The 15,709-nt window shown below is 66.7% G+C and carries 15 protein-coding genes and 1 other RNA gene; 6 read left to right on the forward strand and 10 right to left on the reverse strand.

Going from position 1 to position 15,709, the window contains the following annotated elements; genetic code table 11:
- The first annotated feature begins 147 nt into the window (after nucleotides 1–147).
- Nucleotides 148–858: a DUF4191 family protein gene (locus ACIPV5_RS11475; protein WP_053099128.1), complete on the forward strand. Its 711-nt coding sequence runs from the start codon at nucleotides 148–150 to the stop codon at nucleotides 856–858.
- A gap of 64 nt (nucleotides 859–922) precedes the next feature.
- Here ACIPV5_RS11475 and ACIPV5_RS11480 read toward each other — a convergent pair whose 3' ends face one another.
- Nucleotides 923–2,110 (reverse strand): RimK family alpha-L-glutamate ligase, encoded by a 1,188-nt coding sequence (locus ACIPV5_RS11480; protein ID WP_400341053.1) that lies wholly within the window; start codon nucleotides 2,108–2,110, stop codon nucleotides 923–925.
- Nucleotides 2,111–2,136: 26 nt separating this feature from the next.
- Here ACIPV5_RS11480 and ACIPV5_RS11485 point away from each other — a divergent pair, with 26 nt between their 5' ends.
- Entirely contained in the window at nucleotides 2,137–2,616 is a 480-nt protein-coding gene (locus ACIPV5_RS11485; RefSeq protein ID WP_053096276.1) for an ATP-dependent zinc protease, read from the forward strand.
- A 6-nt stretch (nucleotides 2,617–2,622) separates the two neighbouring features.
- On the opposite strand, the gene ACIPV5_RS11490 is transcribed toward ACIPV5_RS11485, so the two are convergent.
- Complete coding sequence (locus ACIPV5_RS11490) at nucleotides 2,623–3,009, reverse strand: RDD family protein (RefSeq protein ID WP_150115179.1); 387 nt, start codon at nucleotides 3,007–3,009, stop codon at nucleotides 2,623–2,625.
- 160 nt (nucleotides 3,010–3,169) lie between these two features.
- On the opposite strand from ACIPV5_RS11490, the gene glnA (ACIPV5_RS11495) reads away from it, so the two are divergent.
- Nucleotides 3,170–4,594, forward strand: a complete 1,425-nt coding sequence (gene glnA / locus ACIPV5_RS11495; protein ID WP_053096279.1) for a type I glutamate--ammonia ligase — start codon at nucleotides 3,170–3,172, stop codon at nucleotides 4,592–4,594.
- Between the two features lie 242 nt (nucleotides 4,595–4,836).
- On the opposite strand, the gene ACIPV5_RS11500 is transcribed toward glnA (ACIPV5_RS11495), so the two are convergent.
- Both ACIPV5_RS11500 and ACIPV5_RS11505 read right to left on the reverse strand, forming a co-directional pair.
- Nucleotides 4,837–5,076 (reverse strand): hypothetical protein, encoded by a 240-nt coding sequence (locus ACIPV5_RS11500; protein WP_053096281.1) that lies wholly within the window; start codon nucleotides 5,074–5,076, stop codon nucleotides 4,837–4,839.
- A gap of 49 nt (nucleotides 5,077–5,125) precedes the next feature.
- Entirely contained in the window at nucleotides 5,126–5,314 is a 189-nt protein-coding gene (locus tag ACIPV5_RS11505) for a hypothetical protein (protein ID WP_053096284.1), read from the reverse strand.
- Nucleotides 5,315–5,455: 141 nt separating this feature from the next.
- Between ACIPV5_RS11505 and ACIPV5_RS11510 the strand changes: the two genes are divergently transcribed.
- Nucleotides 5,456–6,610, forward strand: coding sequence for an AI-2E family transporter (locus ACIPV5_RS11510; RefSeq protein WP_400341054.1), 1,155 nt, complete (start codon nucleotides 5,456–5,458; stop codon nucleotides 6,608–6,610).
- Here ACIPV5_RS11510 and ACIPV5_RS11515 read toward each other — a convergent pair.
- Genes ACIPV5_RS11515 through ACIPV5_RS11530 form a run of 4 tightly spaced genes read right to left on the reverse strand, consistent with a single transcriptional unit; the run spans nucleotide 6,597 to nucleotide 12,073 of the window.
- Complete coding sequence (locus ACIPV5_RS11515) at nucleotides 6,597–7,526, reverse strand: diacylglycerol kinase family protein (RefSeq protein WP_053096286.1); 930 nt, start codon at nucleotides 7,524–7,526, stop codon at nucleotides 6,597–6,599. The genes ACIPV5_RS11510 and ACIPV5_RS11515 overlap by 14 nt on opposite strands.
- A 9-nt stretch (nucleotides 7,527–7,535) precedes the next feature.
- Nucleotides 7,536–10,511 carry a bifunctional [glutamine synthetase] adenylyltransferase/[glutamine synthetase]-adenylyl-L-tyrosine phosphorylase gene (locus tag ACIPV5_RS11520; RefSeq protein ID WP_400341055.1) on the reverse strand — a complete coding sequence of 992 codons (2,976 nt, stop codon included), beginning with the start codon at nucleotides 10,509–10,511 and terminating at the stop codon, nucleotides 7,536–7,538.
- 9 nt (nucleotides 10,512–10,520) lie between these two features.
- The gene (gene glnA / locus ACIPV5_RS11525) at nucleotides 10,521–11,858 is read right to left on the reverse strand and encodes a type I glutamate--ammonia ligase (protein WP_042541155.1); all 1,338 of its coding nucleotides are present in this window, start codon (nucleotides 11,856–11,858) and stop codon (nucleotides 10,521–10,523) included.
- A gap of 2 nt (nucleotides 11,859–11,860) precedes the next feature.
- A complete protein-coding gene (locus tag ACIPV5_RS11530; RefSeq protein ID WP_053096290.1) occupies nucleotides 11,861–12,073 on the reverse strand; it encodes a hypothetical protein in 213 nt (70 codons plus the stop codon).
- A 70-nt stretch (nucleotides 12,074–12,143) separates the two neighbouring features.
- Between ACIPV5_RS11530 and ppgK the strand changes: the two genes are divergently transcribed.
- Together ppgK and ACIPV5_RS11540 are read left to right on the forward strand one after the other, a co-directional pair.
- On the forward strand, nucleotides 12,144–12,890 hold the full coding sequence (gene ppgK / locus ACIPV5_RS11535) for a polyphosphate--glucose phosphotransferase (RefSeq protein WP_053096292.1): 747 nt from the start codon (nucleotides 12,144–12,146) through the stop codon (nucleotides 12,888–12,890).
- 178 nt (nucleotides 12,891–13,068) lie between these two features.
- Nucleotides 13,069–14,556, forward strand: coding sequence for an amino acid permease (locus ACIPV5_RS11540; RefSeq protein ID WP_400341056.1), 1,488 nt, complete (start codon nucleotides 13,069–13,071; stop codon nucleotides 14,554–14,556).
- 198 nt (nucleotides 14,557–14,754) lie between these two features.
- Here the strand turns inward: ACIPV5_RS11540 and ACIPV5_RS11545 are convergent, their stop codons facing one another.
- Both ACIPV5_RS11545 and rnpB read right to left on the reverse strand, forming a co-directional pair.
- Entirely contained in the window at nucleotides 14,755–15,279 is a 525-nt protein-coding gene (locus tag ACIPV5_RS11545) for a hypothetical protein (protein WP_400341057.1), read from the reverse strand.
- A 61-nt stretch (nucleotides 15,280–15,340) separates the two neighbouring features.
- Nucleotides 15,341–15,697, reverse strand: an RNA gene (gene rnpB / locus ACIPV5_RS11550) — RNase P RNA component class A.
- Between the last annotated feature and the right edge of the window lie 12 nt (nucleotides 15,698–15,709).

Here is a 15,709-nt window from a genome sequence, read left to right on the forward strand (position 1 = left end):
GCATCGCACGGCGCTCCCACGCAGACATCGCATGATGTGCACGCATGCGCACGAATCGGCCGCGTGTGCAGGAGAAGACGAGGCGCCCGAATCCGCCCGACGCGAACGACGCCATCAGCGCACCCCGGAGTCGGTATTCTTATGCACATGGCAAACCGCACGTCCGCGCCCGAGAAGCGTCCGGGATTCTTCTCCCAGATCAAGTCCCTCTTCAAGTTCACGAGGGAGATCTACCCCTGGCTGCCCTGGGCCCAGATCGCGCTGCTGGTCATCGGTGTCCTCATCGGCCTCATCGTGGGCTACCTGATCCCGCCGTTCCAGGTGTGGACTCTCATCCTCTGGGGCATCTCCGGTCTGATGCTCGGCCTGCTCGGCGCGATGTTCCTGATGACGCGCCTGTCGACTTCTGCGATGTACCAGAAGATCGACGGTATGCCGGGCGCCACGGGCCACGTACTGAGCACGAGCCTCGGCCGCAACTGGCAGGGATCCGAGACGCCGGTCGGCATCAACCCGAAGACGCAGGATGCCGTCTACCGCACCGTGGGTCGCGGCGGGGTCGTGGTCGTCGGAGAGGGCTCCCGCGGCCGTCTGACCCGACTGGTCAACGATGAGCGCAGCAAGGCCGCCCGTGTGGCCCACGGCGTGCCGGTCACGGTGCTCTACGTCGGCCACGGCGACGACGACGTCGCGATCGCCGACCTCGCGAAGACCATCAAGAAGCTTCCGAAGGTCATCGACAAGGCCACCATGGGTGCCGTCATCCGACGCATCGAGTCCGTGTCGCAGTCGATCTCGTCGCTCCCTATCCCGAAGGGCATCGACCCCACCAAGGTCAGGGCGCAGCGTCCGCGTTGAGCTGACCCCCGCACACGCAGAAGCGCGGCCGCACCTCATCGCGAGGGCGGCCGCGCTTCGTCGTTCACTCCGACAGCGGCTGACGCGGAAGGCGACGGACCTTCGCGCGGCGACGGCGACGTTCCGGAACCATCGACCGCATCTCGTCGAGCTTGCCGAAGCAGAAGAGCCGATCCTCGGCCTCGAGGACGACGTGCTTGCGCGGGTTCGGGATGACGGAGACGCCGCGGTGCAGCGTGAGCACGGTGATGTCGCGCTCCCACAGTCCGGCTTCGCCGAGTGTCTTGCCGACGAGGTCGACAGCTCCGTGCACCATCAGCTCGGCGACCCCGTATCCCGTGGAGACGGTCAGGCGCTGACGCACATCGATCTCGGGGAATGCGACCTGGCCGGCGATGTAGTCGATGATGGCGCCCGCGACATCGAGCTTCGTGGCCGTCTCGATGCCCTGCAGGCCAGGCGACGAGTTGACCTCCATGACGAGCGGGCCGTCGTCGCCTTCGAGCATGTCGACTCCGGCGACGCGGAGCCCCATGATCTGGGCTGAGCGCACGGCTGCGCGCACGTAGATCGGATCGAGCTCGACGGCTTCCACCGAGCCTCCACGGTGGACGTTCGAGCGGAACTCGTCACCCGCCGCCGATCGCCGCATCGCGGCGACCACGCGGTCACCCACGACGAGAGCGCGGATGTCGCGCCCGCGGCTCTCGGAGATGAACTTCTGGATCAGCACGTTCTGCTTGGTCGAGTGCAGCGTCTCGATGATGGCCTCGGCCACCTTCACCTGCGGCGCGAGGATCACACCGATTCCCTGCGTGCCCTCGAGGAGCTTGATGACCACAGGAGCACCCCCGACGCGTTCGATCGCCGGACGGACGTCCGCACGGTTGCGGACGAAGGCCGTGGGAGGCATCGCGATGTTGTGGCGCGAGAGGATCTGATTCGCGCGGAGCTTGTCCCGCGCGCTCGAGATCCCGTTCGCCGTGTTCGGCGTGTAGACGTCCATCTGCTCGAACTGGCGCACGACGGCGGTGCCGAAGTAGGTGATCGAGTTGCCGATGCGAGGCAGGATCGCGTCGTAGTCGCTGAGCTGACGGCCCCGGTAGTGCAGGTCCGGCTCGTCTGCGGTGAGGTCGATCGCGAATCGCAGCGTGTTGAGCACCTTGACGTTGTGACCTCGCTGGAGCGCAGCGGCGCGCAGCCTTTGGGTGGAGTACGCCTGCGGCGCGCGGGAGAGCACTGCGATCTTCACGGGGGATTTCCTGCCAGGATGGTCGGGTGAGTAAGTCATCCCATTCAAACACCCTTATCGGGTGGCGAGAATGGGTGAGCCTGCCTGATCTCGGAGTCGACTGGCTCAAAGCCAAGATCGACACGGGCGCGCGCACCTCTTCGCTGCACGCATTCCAGATCCAGGAGTTCGAGCGCGACGGCGTGTCGTGGGTCCGGTTCCGTGTGAAGCCCTGGCAGGACAGCCAGGAGGATGCCGTCATCGTCGAGTCCCCTGTGCATGATCGCCGCGCCGTGCGCAGCTCATCGGGCCATGCCCAGGAGCGACTCGTCGTCGAGATGCTGATCCGTCTGCATGACCGGGAGGTGCTCGCGGAGGTCACGCTGAGCAACCGGGACGAGATGGGTTTCCGCATGCTCATCGGTCGCGAAGCGCTGCGACAGGGTTATATCGTCGACCCTGCCCGTTCGTTCCTCGGAGGTCGTGCTCCGCGCGAGGCCAGACGCCGCAATCGCGGCAAGGAGTGAGCCCGATCAGGCGCGGATGAGCACGAGTCCCGTCACCTTGTCGTGGATTCCTCGCTGATCGGCGTCCCAGATGACCGCCGGGATCACGATGATGATCAGCAGCGTGCGGACGATCGGACGCCAGATCCCCACCCAGCCGCCGCCCAGACGCACCACGCGCATGCCGAGGATACGGTGCCCGGGGCTTCCGCCGGCCGTCGGGATGAAGAGGATCTGCAGCAGGGCGAAGACCGCCATCGGCGCGAACATGGTGAGGCCGGCCTCGGCGGGCAGTGCGAACTGGTCATAGCCGAGGAACCCGGTGGCGATGATCGTCGCAGCCACATAGTCGATGAGAAGGGCCCCGATTCGCCGTCCGGGGCGGGCGATGCTGCCCGTCCCCGTCTGCGGCATTCCGAGTCGTTCTCCGGGGTACGTGTTCACAGCGTCCGTCACGTATCCAGCCTACCGGCGCGTAACATGCTCGAAACAAAGCGGATACCGTGGGGTAACGCCCCGCACGTACTGTGCACAATGGCCGTGAAGCCATCGATCCGCAATCCAGGAGTCGTACATGTTCAAAGATTCGTCCGAGGTGCTGACCTACATCAAGGAGAACGACGTCAAGTTCCTTGACATCCGATTCACTGATCTCCCTGGTGTTCAGCAGCACTTCAACATCCCTGCGGCCACTGTCGACGAGGACTTCTTCGTGGACGGACAGCTGTTCGACGGCTCTTCGATCCGTGGCTTCGCCAGCATCCACGAGTCCGACATGCAGCTCATCCCTGACGTCACGACGGCATACATGGACCCGTTCCGCGAGGCGAGCACCCTCGTGATGATCTTCGACATCTACAACCCGCGCACGGGAGAGATCTACTCGAAGGACCCGCGCCAGGTCGCGAAGAAGGCCGAGAAGTACCTCGCCTCCACCGGCATCGCCGACACGGCGTTCTTCGCCCCCGAGGCCGAGTTCTACATCTTCGACGACGTGCGCTACTCGGTCACCGCCGGCGAGAGCTTCTACAAGGTCGATTCCGAAGAGGCCGCGTGGAACACCGGTCGTGAGGAAGAGGGCGGAAACCTCGCCAACAAGACCCCGTACAAGGGTGGCTACTTCCCCGTCAGCCCGGTCGACAAGACCGCTGACCTGCGCGACGACATCACCCTGAAGCTGATCGACGCCGGGTTCATCCTCGAGCGCTCGCACCACGAGGTCGGCACCGCCGGCCAGCAGGAGATCAACTACCGCTTCGACACCATGGTGCACTCGGCGGACGACATCCTGAAGTTTAAGTACATCGTCAAGAACACCGCCGAAGAGTGGGGCAAGGTCGCCACCTTCATGCCGAAGCCGCTGTACGGCGACAACGGCTCGGGAATGCACACGCACCAGTCGCTGTGGAACGACGGCAAGCCGCTCTTCTACGACGAGGCCGGCTACGGTCAGCTCAGCGACATCGCTCGCTGGTACATCGGCGGCATCCTGGCGCACGCTCCGGCGCTGCTCGCCTTCACGAACCCGACCCTGAACAGCTACCACCGTCTGGTCAAGGGCTTCGAGGCTCCGGTCAACCTGGTCTACTCGGCCGGAAACCGCTCGGCTGCCATCCGCATCCCGATCACGGGCTCCAACCCGAAGGCCAAGCGCATCGAGTTCCGTGCGCCTGACGCATCGGGCAACCCGTACCTCGCCTTCGCCGCGCAGCTCATGGCCGGCCTCGACGGCATCAAGAACCGCATCGAGCCGCACGAGCCCGTCGACAAGGACCTCTACGAGCTTCCCCCCGAGGAGGCGAAGAACATCCCGCAGGTCCCGAACTCGCTGCTCGACTCGCTCGACGCACTGAAGGAGGACCACCAGTTCCTCCTCGAGGGTGGCGTCTTCACCGAGGAGCTCATCGAGACCTGGATCTCGTACAAGTACGAGAACGAGATCCTGCCGATGGCTCAGCGCCCGCACCCGTTCGAGTACGAGCTGTACTTCGGGGTGTAACCAGATCCCGCGGGATTCGGGGGTAGGTCCGCCGAATCGCACAGAGAGCCCGTCAGGCCATGCCTGGCGGGCTCTCTGTGCGTCTCGCGTAGAGTCTTTCTCGGTCCCGCCCTAGGCGCGTGAGCTCACCCCGGCTCCGCGTCCAGTCTTTCGGAGAGGGAGGCTGCCCGTTCGAGCCGGGCCGGGATGGGCCTACGCGCCCGCTACGGTGTAGCCCTGGGCGACGGACGGCGGCGCCGAGCTCACCGGTCGCGGCTGCGTCGAAGCCCGCGGACCTTGCGCACCTGCCATGCGAGCAGCACGGCCGACCCGGTCACCATGACTCCGATGAGGATCCACTGCGGGAGGGAATAGGCGACGCTCCAGGTCAGCGTGACCAGCACGAGCCCGACCATGTAGGCGAAGAGCAGCGCCGACACCGCAGTCAGCAGCCACTCGCGGCGGTACCGCCACCGTGCACCCCGTCCACCCCGCTTCGCCATGTTCTGAAGACTACGCGAGCCCGCGACATCCCCGCGGTCGCGGAAGTTCTCACTCGCCGGCGCGCGAATCCACCGCGACGCCGATCGCGACGCCGATCGAGAGACCGAGGCCCATTCCGAGAGCGAGGTTGTCGAACACGGTGAGTCCGAGCCCCGCCCCGACGGCGATGCCCAGGCCGAGGCCGACTGCAAGACCGTTCTGCGGCTTCTTCTGCGAATCCTTCTCTGCATCCGTCATGTCATCCACCGTACGAACGCCTCGCGGTCACCGCATCCCCCGCATGGGGGATCCGGCACCCGCACGACCGTGTCGCGCTTGCTTTCACCCGCCCCTACTGGTCAACTGAGGGGTCCGAATGAACACAAGTGGGGGGCCATCATGCGCCGCAAGTACGACAGGCTGCAGCCGAAGAGGGTCCACACCACCGAGACTCCTCCCGCGCAGCCGAAGACAGCGGCCGCGGCGATCGCCCGGATCAACCCGTTCATGTTCGGCCTCCTCGGTGCTCTGGGTGTGCTCGTTGCGCTGATGCTCGGCGGAATCGTCAACCAGCTCGCCACGGTGCTGGTCTACATCGGGGTGGCGATCTTCCTCGCACTCGGGCTCGACCCGATCGTCTCGTTCATCGAACGCAAGCTCCCTCGCCCGGCCGCCGTCGCCATCGTCGTGTCCGTCGTTATCCTGGTCTTCGCCGGCATCATCCTGGCCATCGTGCCTCTTCTCATCGAGCAGGTGACCAACCTGATCCAGGACGGCCCGAAGATGGTCGAGGACTTCATGGCCAGCGCCTGGTTCAAGGACGTGAGCGAGCAGTTCGGCTCCACCTTCGACGACGCCGCGCAGGGCGTGCTGAGCTTCGTCCAGGATCCGGGCAACATCCTCAACATCAGCGGCGGAGTCTTCGCGGTCGGCGCCGGCATCGCCGGCGGCTTCACCGGCGTCACCATCGTGCTCATCCTGACCCTGTACTTCATGGCCTCGCTGCGCGGCATGAAGCGCGTCGCGGTGCGCTTCGTCCCGTCCTACCAGCGCGACACCTTCGGAGGGCTCCTCGAAGACGTCTCCGGCGCCGTCGGGCGTTACGTGATGGGGCAGGCCAGCCTGGCGCTCATCAACGGCATCCTGAGCCTGATCGTGCTGAGCATCATCGGAGCCCCCGTGCCGGCGCTTCTCGCGCTGATCGCCTTCATCGGCTCGATGATCCCGCTCGTCGGAACGTTGAGCGCCTCGATCATCAATGCGCTGATCTGCCTCATCGTGAGCCCGGTGACCGCTCTCATCGCGTTCGGCTACTACCTCGTGTACATGCAGATCGAGGCATACGTCCTGTCCCCGCGAATCATGAACAAGGCGGTCGCCGTTCCCGGAGCACTCGTGGTGATCGCGGCCGTCGCCGGTGGCGCACTCGGCGGGATCCTCGGCGCACTCGTCGCCATCCCCGTCGCCGCGAGCATCATCATCATCGTGCAGAAGGTCGTCTTCCCGACGCAGGACAGCAAGGTCGTCCCACCGGGAACCCTCAGCGAACGGTGAGGGCGGCGGGCTGGACCCGCACGGTGAAGTCGGAGATGTGTCCGACCTCTTCGCCATCGATCTCGAACATCTGCGGTGACGCGAGCTGCACGCGCACCCGCTCCGCGGAGATGTGCGTCGTCGAGTCGGTGCTCACAGCGGTGTCGACATTGCCCATCATGCGACGGATGCCGTTCTCCCACACGAAGGCACGGACGGTGTCGAGCCACTGGAGGGGCCCTTCGGCGCTCACGAGCAGCATGTCAAGCAGTCCGTCGTCGAGCACCGCATCCGGCAGGAGACGGATGCCGCCCTGCAGCATGCCGCAGTTGCCGATCAGCATGGTGTGACCGCGAAGCCCCTGCGGCTCCTGATCGTCGAGCGTCAGGGTGATGTCGGTCATCTCGGTGCCGGCGAGAGCACGTCCCATCGCCTCGACGTAGGCGATCCATCCGGCTCGGTTCTTCAGGTCCTCGTCGGTCTCGACCAGCATCTGCGCGTCGATGCCGAAACCGACCATCACCACGAACGCGTGCTCGGTGCCGTCGTGGTCGACCCAGCCCATGTCGATCCGCTGCGGCTCGCCGTCGCGCACCCGAACCAACGCGGCGGGGATGTCGTTCAGGGGGATCTCGAGGTTCCGCGCGAGCAGGTTGCCCGTGCCCTGCGGCACGATGCCCAGCGCGGCGTCCGTGCCCGCCAACGATTCAGCGACCGCCCGGACGGTGCCGTCGCCGCCGACGGCGATCACCACGTCGCAGCCTGCGGCCACAGCTTCGGCGGCCATTCCCCGCCCCGGGTCCTCGATGCTGGTCTCCCACCACTCGACAGGAGTGCCGACACCGTCGGAGACGAAGGTCTCGGCGACGGCTGCGCGCAGCGAGTCCCCGTCGACCTTCGAGGGGTTCCAGATCACACCGAGCTTCGAGATCGTCATGGAGCCAGGCTAGCCGTAGAAGAGCTGCTCGAATGCCCGGCGCGCACGCCGGGTCACGCCGAGGTAGTCGTCGTCGAGAATGCTCGCCGAACGGTCGGGGTACCCGAGCAGCCGACCGATGGCGTCGAGGTCGCGCGGATCCGTCGGGAGCACGTCGCTCGTCTTGCCCGTGTAGAGGGTGATCGCAGATCGCAGACGGCTCGACAGCAGCCACGCGGCCCGGAGGAGATCGGCGGATTCGGCGGGAACGTAGCCTGCGTCGACGGCCGCCTGGAGCGCCGTGAGCGTCGACGTGGTGCGCAGGGCCGGTACGTCATGGGCGTGCTGCAGCTGGAGCAGCTGCACCAGCCACTCGACGTCGCTCAGCGTGCCCGGACCGAGCTTCAGGTGTCGACGAGGATCGACTCCCTGAGGCAGCCGCTCCCCCTCGACTCGCGCCTTGATGCGCTTGATCTCGCGGGTTCCCTGCAGGTCGATCTCGGCGGGGTAGCGGATGCTGTCGGCGAGGGCGGTGAACTTCTCGATGAGAGTCGCGCTGCCCGCCACGCCTCTCGCCCGCAGGAGTGCCTGAGCCTCCCAGGAGAGCGACCAGCGCCGGTAGTACTCCGCATACGCGTCGATCGATCGGACGACGGGTCCGTTGCGTCCCTCCGGACGGAGATCGGCATCGAGGTCCAACGGCACACGGTGGTCGGTGAGGTGCTCTCGGAGGCCGGCGACGATGCGCGTGGCGAGCGTCTGCGCGCGTTGCGGATCGACGCCGTTCGCGTCGTACACGTAGAGGATGTCGGCATCGGAGCCGAAGCCCAGCTCCGCTCCCCCGAACCGCCCCATGCCGATCACCGCGAAGTCGAGCGCCTCATCGTCGAGCGGGACGATCTCGCGGCGGACCGCGCGCAGCGCCGCCTGGATCGTCGCGTCGGTGATCTCGGTCAGGGACGTCGCGATCTGCTCGATCGAGAGCACGTCGAGGACGCCGCCCATCGCCGTTCGCAGCAGCTCGCGCCGCCGCAGCGCTCGCACCGCCTGCAGCGCGTCGCCGACGTTCCTGTGCCGCGTCTGGATGGCCCTGGCCTCCTCGTCGAGAGCGGCCCCGCTGCGGGGCCGCAGCAGCTCGCTGCTGTCGAGCCAGGCGACGGACTCGGGTATCCACTCCATGAGCTCGCCGACGTAGCGCGACGACGAGAGGAGGCGCGTCAGGCTCTCGGCAGCGCCCGAGGAATCACGCAGCATCCTGAGGAACCAGGGAGTGTCGCCGAGGCGTTCGCTGATGCGACGGAACGCGATCAACGCATAGTCGGGGTCGCTGCCGTCGGCGAACCAGCGCACCATCACGGGCATGAGGTGCCGCTGGATGGTCGCCTTGCGGCTCAATCCGGTGGTGAGTGCACCGATGTGGCGCAGGGCGCCGGCCGGATCGCGGAAGCCGATCGCCATGAGCCGGTCGTGCGCCTGTGCCGTGGAGAGCGTGCGCTCCTCTTCCGGCAGCGCCGCCACAGCGCTCAGGAGAGGCCGGTAGAACAGGCGGGTGTGGATGTCGCGCACCTCCCGCCGCACGCTCTCCCAGCGCGCCCAGATCGCTTCACCGGACTCGCCCAGGCCGGTGCTGCGCGCGAGCACCCGAAGGCCCGCCGGTGTGCGGGGCATCAGGTGGGTGCGGCTGAGCTCGCGGAGCTGCAACCTGTGCTCCATCAACCGCAGCACGCAGTAGTCATCGGCGAAAGACGCAGCCTCGGCCCGGCCGATGTAGCCGCCCTCCACCAGGGCGTCGAGGCTCTCGAGTGTGCCCCGCGTGCGCAGACGGGGGTCTGTGAGGCCGTGCACGAGCTGCAGCAGCTGCACGGTGAACTCGATGTCCCGCAGGCCGCCGGAGCCGAGTTTGAGCTGGTACGGGGCATCCTCGGGGTCGATGTGCTCCATGACCCGCTCGCGCATGCGCTGCACGCTGTCGACGAAGTTCTCACGCGCGGCACTGGAGAAGACCTTCGGCTGCACGGCGGCGATGTACTCGGCGCCGAGCTCCGCATCGCCCGCGAGGGGTCGCGCCTTCAGTAGCGCCTGGAACTCCCAGCTCTTCGCCCAGCGGTCGTAGTAGGCCAGGTGCGAGCCGAGCGACCGGACGAGCGCGCCCTGCTTGCCTTCGGGACGGAGCGCGGCGTCGACCTCCCACAGCGGGGGCTCGACCTCGATGCCGCTCAGTCCTCGCATCGTCTCCCTCGCGAGACGGGTCGCGATGTCGATCGCGCGCGACTCCGGGACGGCGTCCTCGTCTGCGGTTCCGCCGACGAAGATCACATCGACATCGCTGACGTAGTTCAGCTCGCGTGCACCCGCCTTGCCCATGCCGATGATCGCCAGCTGCGTGGCCGCGACCTGCTCGCGACTCATCGTGTCGACCAGCCGCCGGCGCGCGATCGCCAGAGACGCCTCCAGCGCCGCGCCCGCGATATCGGCCAGCGCGGCGGCGACATCCGCCACGATGCGCACAGGATTGTGCGCCGTCAGGTCGATCGCGGCGATCAGAGCGAGGTTGCGGCGATACGCCACACGCAGCGTGACCACCGCGCTGTCATCGCCCGACTCGGCGAATCCGTCGCGCGCTCCGACGGCCTCGAGCATCCGATCGCGCAGCTCGTGCGCAGACGGCAGTTCGGTGGACGTGTCGCCGAGCACCGAGATCTCGATCGGATGCCGCAGGAAGAAGTCGGCGAAGCCCTGCGACGCCCCGAACACCCGCCACGCACGTCGGCGCGCCCGCTGGTCGGTGAACAGGGCGGCGATGGGTGCCGCATCGCGCCGTGCCACGCGCAGCATCCCCTCGACCGCCGCATCGGGGTCGGCCGCGTCCGCCTCGCTGAGCAGAAGTGAGCGCTCGACTCCGATCAGGGTCGCGAGCTCGGTGAGATTCGCCGCCGCCTCACTGAGCTCGGCGAACCCCAGCCTGGCCAGCGCGGAGAGAGAGACGGAGTCGTCCGAACGGGCCATCGGCGACGCTCAGAGCAACTCGAGGTTGTTCTTCAGCTCCAGCGGAGTGACCTGGCCGCGGTAGGCCTCCCACTCCTTGCGCTTGTTGAGCAGCACGTAGTTGAAGACCGATTCGCCGAGGGTCTCGGCGACGAGCTCGGAGCTCTCCATGTACTCGAGCGCGTGGTCGAGGCTCGCCGGAAGCGCAGAATAGCCGAGCGCGCGGCGCTCGGCGTCGCTGAGCGACCACACGTTGTCCTCGGCCTCGGGAGGCAGCTCGTACTCCTCCTCGATGCCCTTGAGGCCGGCCGCGAGCATGAGGGCGTACGCGAGATACGGGTTGGCTGCCGAGTCGAGCGCGCGGTACTCGACACGCGACGAACCGCCCTTGTTGGGCTTGTACATCGGCACGCGCACCAGAGCGGAGCGGTTGTTGTGGCCCCAGGTGACGAAGCTCGGAGCCTCGTCGCCGCCCCAGAGCCGCTTGTAGGAATTCACGAACTGGTTGGTCACCGCCGCCATCTCGTTGGCGTGACGCAGCAGGCCGGCGATGAAGTGTCGTCCGGTCTTGGAGAGCTGGTACTTGGCGCCCTCTTCATAGAACGCGTTGCGCTCGCCCTCGAAGAGCGACATGTGGGTGTGCATGCCGCTTCCGGGGTGACCGCTCAGCGGCTTCGGCATGAAGGTGGCGTAGACGCCCTGCTCGATCGCGACCTCTTTGATGACGGTGCGGAAGGTCATGACGTTGTCGGCCATCGTCAGCGCGTCCGCGTAGCGCAGGTCGATCTCGTTCTGACCCGGGCCGCCCTCGTGGTGGCTGAACTCGACGGAGATGCCGAGATCCTCGAGCATCCGCACGGAACGGCGGCGGAAGTCGTGTGCCGTGCCGCCGGGAACGTTGTCGAAGTAGCCGGCGGAGTCGACCGGAACCGGACCCTCAGGGCCGAACGACGACGACTTGAGGAGGTAGAACTCGATCTCGGGGTGCGTGTAGAACGTGAATCCGGCATCCGCCGCCTTGGCGAGCGTGCGCTTGAGCACATGGCGGGGGTCGGAGACGGCAGGACGGCCGTCCGGCGTCGTGATGTCGCAGAACATGCGCGCGGTCGGGTCGATCTCGCCGCGCCACGGCAGGGTCTGGAAGGTGGTGGGGTCGGGCTGGGCGAGCAGGTCGGACTCGTAGCTGCGGGTCAGGCCCTCGATGGCCGAGCCGTCGAATCCGATGCCCTCGGCGAACGCGCCCTCAACCTCGGCCGGCGCGATGGCGACGGACTTGAGCGTGCCGATGACATCGGTGAACCACAGGCGGACGAACTTGACGCCGCGCTCTTCGATCGTCCGGAGGACGAAATCCCTCTGCTTGTCCACGGTCACTCGGCCTTGCCGATACCGGCGTCCCAGCCGCTCTCGGCTGCTTCCTCCTCAGCCCAGGCGCGCGAACGCTCCTTGAGCTTCTCCGGAGCCCGAGACGCCTCAGCCTCGGTGTCGAAGGGGCCGACGCGGTCGGCCGATGCGGAGATCATGCCGAATTCCACCTGGCCGGTCTCCAGGTTGTACCAGTACTTCTCATCGCCGTTCGACATGGCCGATCCCCTTCTTCACGTGGTGTCATCGATCCTACTGGCGCTGAGCGTGGTCGCTAAGCTAACCAGCATGGCAAAAGCGATCGGCGTCGACATCGGCGGCACGGGTATCAAGGCAGGTCTGGTCGACCTCGAGCACGGCACCATGGCCTCGGACAGGGTACGCGTACCCACTCCTGAGGGCGCATCACCGCAGGACGTCCTCCAGGCCGTGCAGACGGTTCTGAAGACGCTCGACGTCAAGGACACGACTCTTCCCCTCGGCGTGGCGTTCCCGGCGATCGTCAAGCGCGGCAAGACGCTCTCGGCCGCCAACGTCTCGAAGGAATGGATCGACTTCGACGCCGAGCGGTTCTTCCGCGACGGGCTCGGGCGCAACATCGTCTTCGTCAACGATGCGGATGCCGCCGGCGTCGCGGAGGCCCGCCACGGCGCGGCGCGGGATGTGCGCGGCTTCACGCTGCTCACGACCCTCGGCACGGGCATCGGCTCGGCATTCCTGTACGACGGAGTCCTGCTGCCGAACACCGAGCTCGGCCACCTGAACTTCGGCGAGTACGAGTCGGTCGAGACGTATGCAGCCACCTCGGCGCGCGAGCGCGAGGGACTCAGCTGGGCGGAGTGGGCGGAACGTCTGCAGAAGTTCTACTCGCACATCGAGTTCCTCTTCAGCCCCGACCTGTTCGTGGTCGGCGGCGGAGTGTCGAAGAACGCCGGTGACTTCCTCCCGCTTCTCGACCTCAAGACACCGATCGTCCCGGCGATCCACCGCAACAACTCCGGCATCATCGGCGCGGCTTCGCTCGCCGGCGACTGATTCCCCGACCACAGAGACGACGAAGGCCCCGCCGATCCGGCGGGGCCTTCGTCGCGTCCGGGATTGCGGCGCGTCTCACCGGATCACCCGCGCGGCGGCCCGGCGACGTGACACCATGGCACCCCGCCCGTCTGCGCCTCGACGGTGAGACCGGACGGCAACGAAAGGCAGCGTCGAGATGAACGAACCATCCGAATCATCATGGGACCGGCCGGTATCGCCGGAGACGACAGCCGGGATGGTGCCCGTCGACAGACCACAGGCGAAGAAGCTGCGGTCGCGTCACGTCACCATGATCACCCTCGGCGGCATCATCGGAGCGAGCCTGTTCGTCGGATCCGGGAATGTCATCCGCGCCGTGGGTCCGGCCGCCGTGCTGTCGTACCTCATCGGCGGCCTGCTCGTCTTCCTCGCCATGCGCATGCTGGGCGAGATGGCGGCGTCGCGCCCGGCGATCGGCTCGTTCATGGAATATGCGCGAGTGGGCCTCGGCAACTGGGCCGCCTACCTCGTGGGATGGCTGTACTGGTACTTCTGGGTCGGTGTCCTCGCCTATGACGCGGTGCTGGGCGGCGAGACGATGGCGAGCTGGTTCCCCGCCGTGCCGTCGTGGGCGTGGTCGCTGATCCTCATCGGCATCTTCGTCGGCACGAACATCATCTCGGTGCGCGCGTTCGGCGAGGTGGAGTTCTGGCTCGCCAGCGTCAAGGTGCTCGCGATCGTCGTCTTCCTCGGCGCGGGTCTGCTGTTCGCCTTCGGCCTGTGGCCGAACTCGGAGGTGTCGATCTCCAACCTCTGGGAACACGGCGGATTCGCCCCGAACGGCTTCGGAGTCGCGTTCACGGGTGTGGCCCTGGTGATCTTCTCGTACTTCGGCACCGAGATCGCCGTCATGGCCTCCGCCGAATCGGAGGATCCCGCCAAGGGCATCCGTCAGGCGACGAGCACGATCATCTGGCGCATCCTGCTGTTCTTCGTCGGCTCGGTGCTCATCATCGTCACCGTGGTGCCCTGGAACGAACTGCCTGTGCCGACCGACGTCGCCAACGCGCCCTTCACCTACGCCCTCGAGCAGTTCGGCATCCCGGGCGCGAGCATCATCATGCAGCTCGTCATCTTCACGGCGGTGATCTCGGTGCTCAACTCTGGCCTGTACTCGGCGTCGCGCATGTTCGCGGCCCTCGCCGAGCAGGGCTTCGCGCCGAAGATCGTGGCGAAGCGGTCGAAGAGCGGCGTCCCGGTGATGGCGCTGCTCGCCTCGACCAGCGGCGGCCTGATCGCAACGCTCGTGAACTTCTTCACCCCGGGATCGGGCATCTTCGACTTCATCATGAACTCGGCGGGCCTGGTCGCACTGTTCGTGTACGTATTCATCGCCGTCACACAGTGGCGACTCCGCCAGAAGATGACGCCGGAAGAGGTGGCGAACCTGAAACTCAAGATGTGGCTGCACCCCTGGCTGAACGTGCTCCTGATCGCATGCATCGCCGCGGTGATCGTCGTGATGATGTTCAGCGAAGGGGGTCGCACCCAGGTCTGGACGAGCCTCGTCGCCACCGGCGTGCTCGTGCTGTTCTGGCCGCTGGTGCGACGTAACCTCGCGCGCAGGAAGCTCGAAGATTCCACGCCTCGAGAGGATCAGCCGGGACGGGACCGTCTGGCGTGACGACCGCTGGCGATGCTGTGAGCGAGAGAAAAGAGCGCCCCGGGGAACCTGGGGAATTCGCGGGGCGCTCGCCAGCATGCTGGGGACCTGCTGGCAGGTGACCCAGAAGTCGCGGTCACGCGCACAACATATCAAGATAACTAGCTAAGCAAAAGACTTGCTCGGCAATGCAACTGCGATCGCCACGCTCCCCCGCTCTCACTGACGCTGCGGCTCGCTCACGAACGGCTCCGTCACGAGCGGCTCCATGGCTCCCGGTCCCAGCGTGAGCACATCGCCGGGGTACAGCATCGAACCCAGACGGCTGTAAGTCATCGCCGCATAGACGTCCGTGCACAGCCGCTCCCTCACGGCGGATGGCGCATCCCCCGCCGCGACCGTGTAAGTCGAGATGAGCCCGTCTGACGTATGCGTGACCGTGCCGCGAGCGAAGTCGGTCTCGCCGTTGTCCACCGGTGCGACACCGTTCCATGTCGCGTAGAAGGTGGGTTCCTCGTCTCCCTCGCTGTATCCCGGGATCGAGATCATCGACAGCACCGTGCAGCGACTCGCCTCTGCGGGTGGGGTCGGTGTCGGCGCGGGCGTGTCGCTCGGCGTCGGCACAGCCGCGGGCTGAACGGCTGCCGTGGTCGCTGCGACCTCAGGCATCGTGGCGGTGCACCCGCTGAGCGCTGCGAGTGACAGAGCCGCGAGGAGCGCCGTGGCGGCAGGACGGTTCGACATGCCCGAACGCTATCGAGCATCCGGCCAGGAAGCCAGCGCGGCCCTGCTCAGGAGGTGGGTGCGAATGGGCCGACCTGTACGCCGGGTTCTGTTCCGGGGTTCTTCGCCCCTTCGACGGCCATCTCTCTCGGCGACACGTTGCCGTGGCACTCTAGCGGTCTACCCGAGGACTCGGCGAGCCGCGTCAACATCCTCTGTCTGACCTTGCTCCGGACGAGGTTTACCTGGCGGGCCATGTCACCATGGCCCCCGGTGGTCTCTTACACCACCCTTTCACCCTTACCCCTTGCGGGGCGGTCTGCTCTCTGTGGCACTTTCTCGCGGATTGCTCCGGGTGGGCGTTACCCACCGTCCTGCCCTGAGGAGCCCGGACGTTCCTCGGTGCGGTTGCCCGCCACGCGGCCGTCCAGTCGACCCATTCACAGCTCCA

This window comes from Microbacterium sp. NPDC090014, from assembly GCF_044748285.1.
In the GTDB taxonomy this organism is placed as follows: domain Bacteria; phylum Actinomycetota; class Actinomycetes; order Actinomycetales; family Microbacteriaceae; genus Microbacterium.

Coding starts and splice junctions, on each gene's coding strand:
- ACIPV5_RS11490 (WP_150115179.1), bottom strand. CDS start 3,009: ATGCCGCAGACGGGGACGGGCAGCATCGCCCGCCCCGGACGGCGAATC.
- ACIPV5_RS11510 (WP_400341054.1), top strand. CDS start 5,456: ATGCGCCGCAAGTACGACAGGCTGCAGCCGAAGAGGGTCCACACCACC.
- ACIPV5_RS11530 (WP_053096290.1), bottom strand. CDS start 12,073: ATGTCGAACGGCGATGAGAAGTACTGGTACAACCTGGAGACCGGCCAG.
- ACIPV5_RS11520 (WP_400341055.1), bottom strand. CDS start 10,511: ATGGCCCGTTCGGACGACTCCGTCTCTCTCTCCGCGCTGGCCAGGCTG.
- glnA (WP_053096279.1), top strand. CDS start 3,170: ATGTTCAAAGATTCGTCCGAGGTGCTGACCTACATCAAGGAGAACGAC.
- ACIPV5_RS11545 (WP_400341057.1), bottom strand. CDS start 15,279: ATGTCGAACCGTCCTGCCGCCACGGCGCTCCTCGCGGCTCTGTCACTC.
- ppgK (WP_053096292.1), top strand. CDS start 12,144: ATGGCAAAAGCGATCGGCGTCGACATCGGCGGCACGGGTATCAAGGCA.
- ACIPV5_RS11540 (WP_400341056.1), top strand. CDS start 13,069: ATGAACGAACCATCCGAATCATCATGGGACCGGCCGGTATCGCCGGAG.
- ACIPV5_RS11515 (WP_053096286.1), bottom strand. CDS start 7,526: ATGACGATCTCGAAGCTCGGTGTGATCTGGAACCCCTCGAAGGTCGAC.
- ACIPV5_RS11475 (WP_053099128.1), top strand. CDS start 148: ATGGCAAACCGCACGTCCGCGCCCGAGAAGCGTCCGGGATTCTTCTCC.
- ACIPV5_RS11500 (WP_053096281.1), bottom strand. CDS start 5,076: ATGGCGAAGCGGGGTGGACGGGGTGCACGGTGGCGGTACCGCCGCGAG.
- ACIPV5_RS11505 (WP_053096284.1), bottom strand. CDS start 5,314: ATGACGGATGCAGAGAAGGATTCGCAGAAGAAGCCGCAGAACGGTCTT.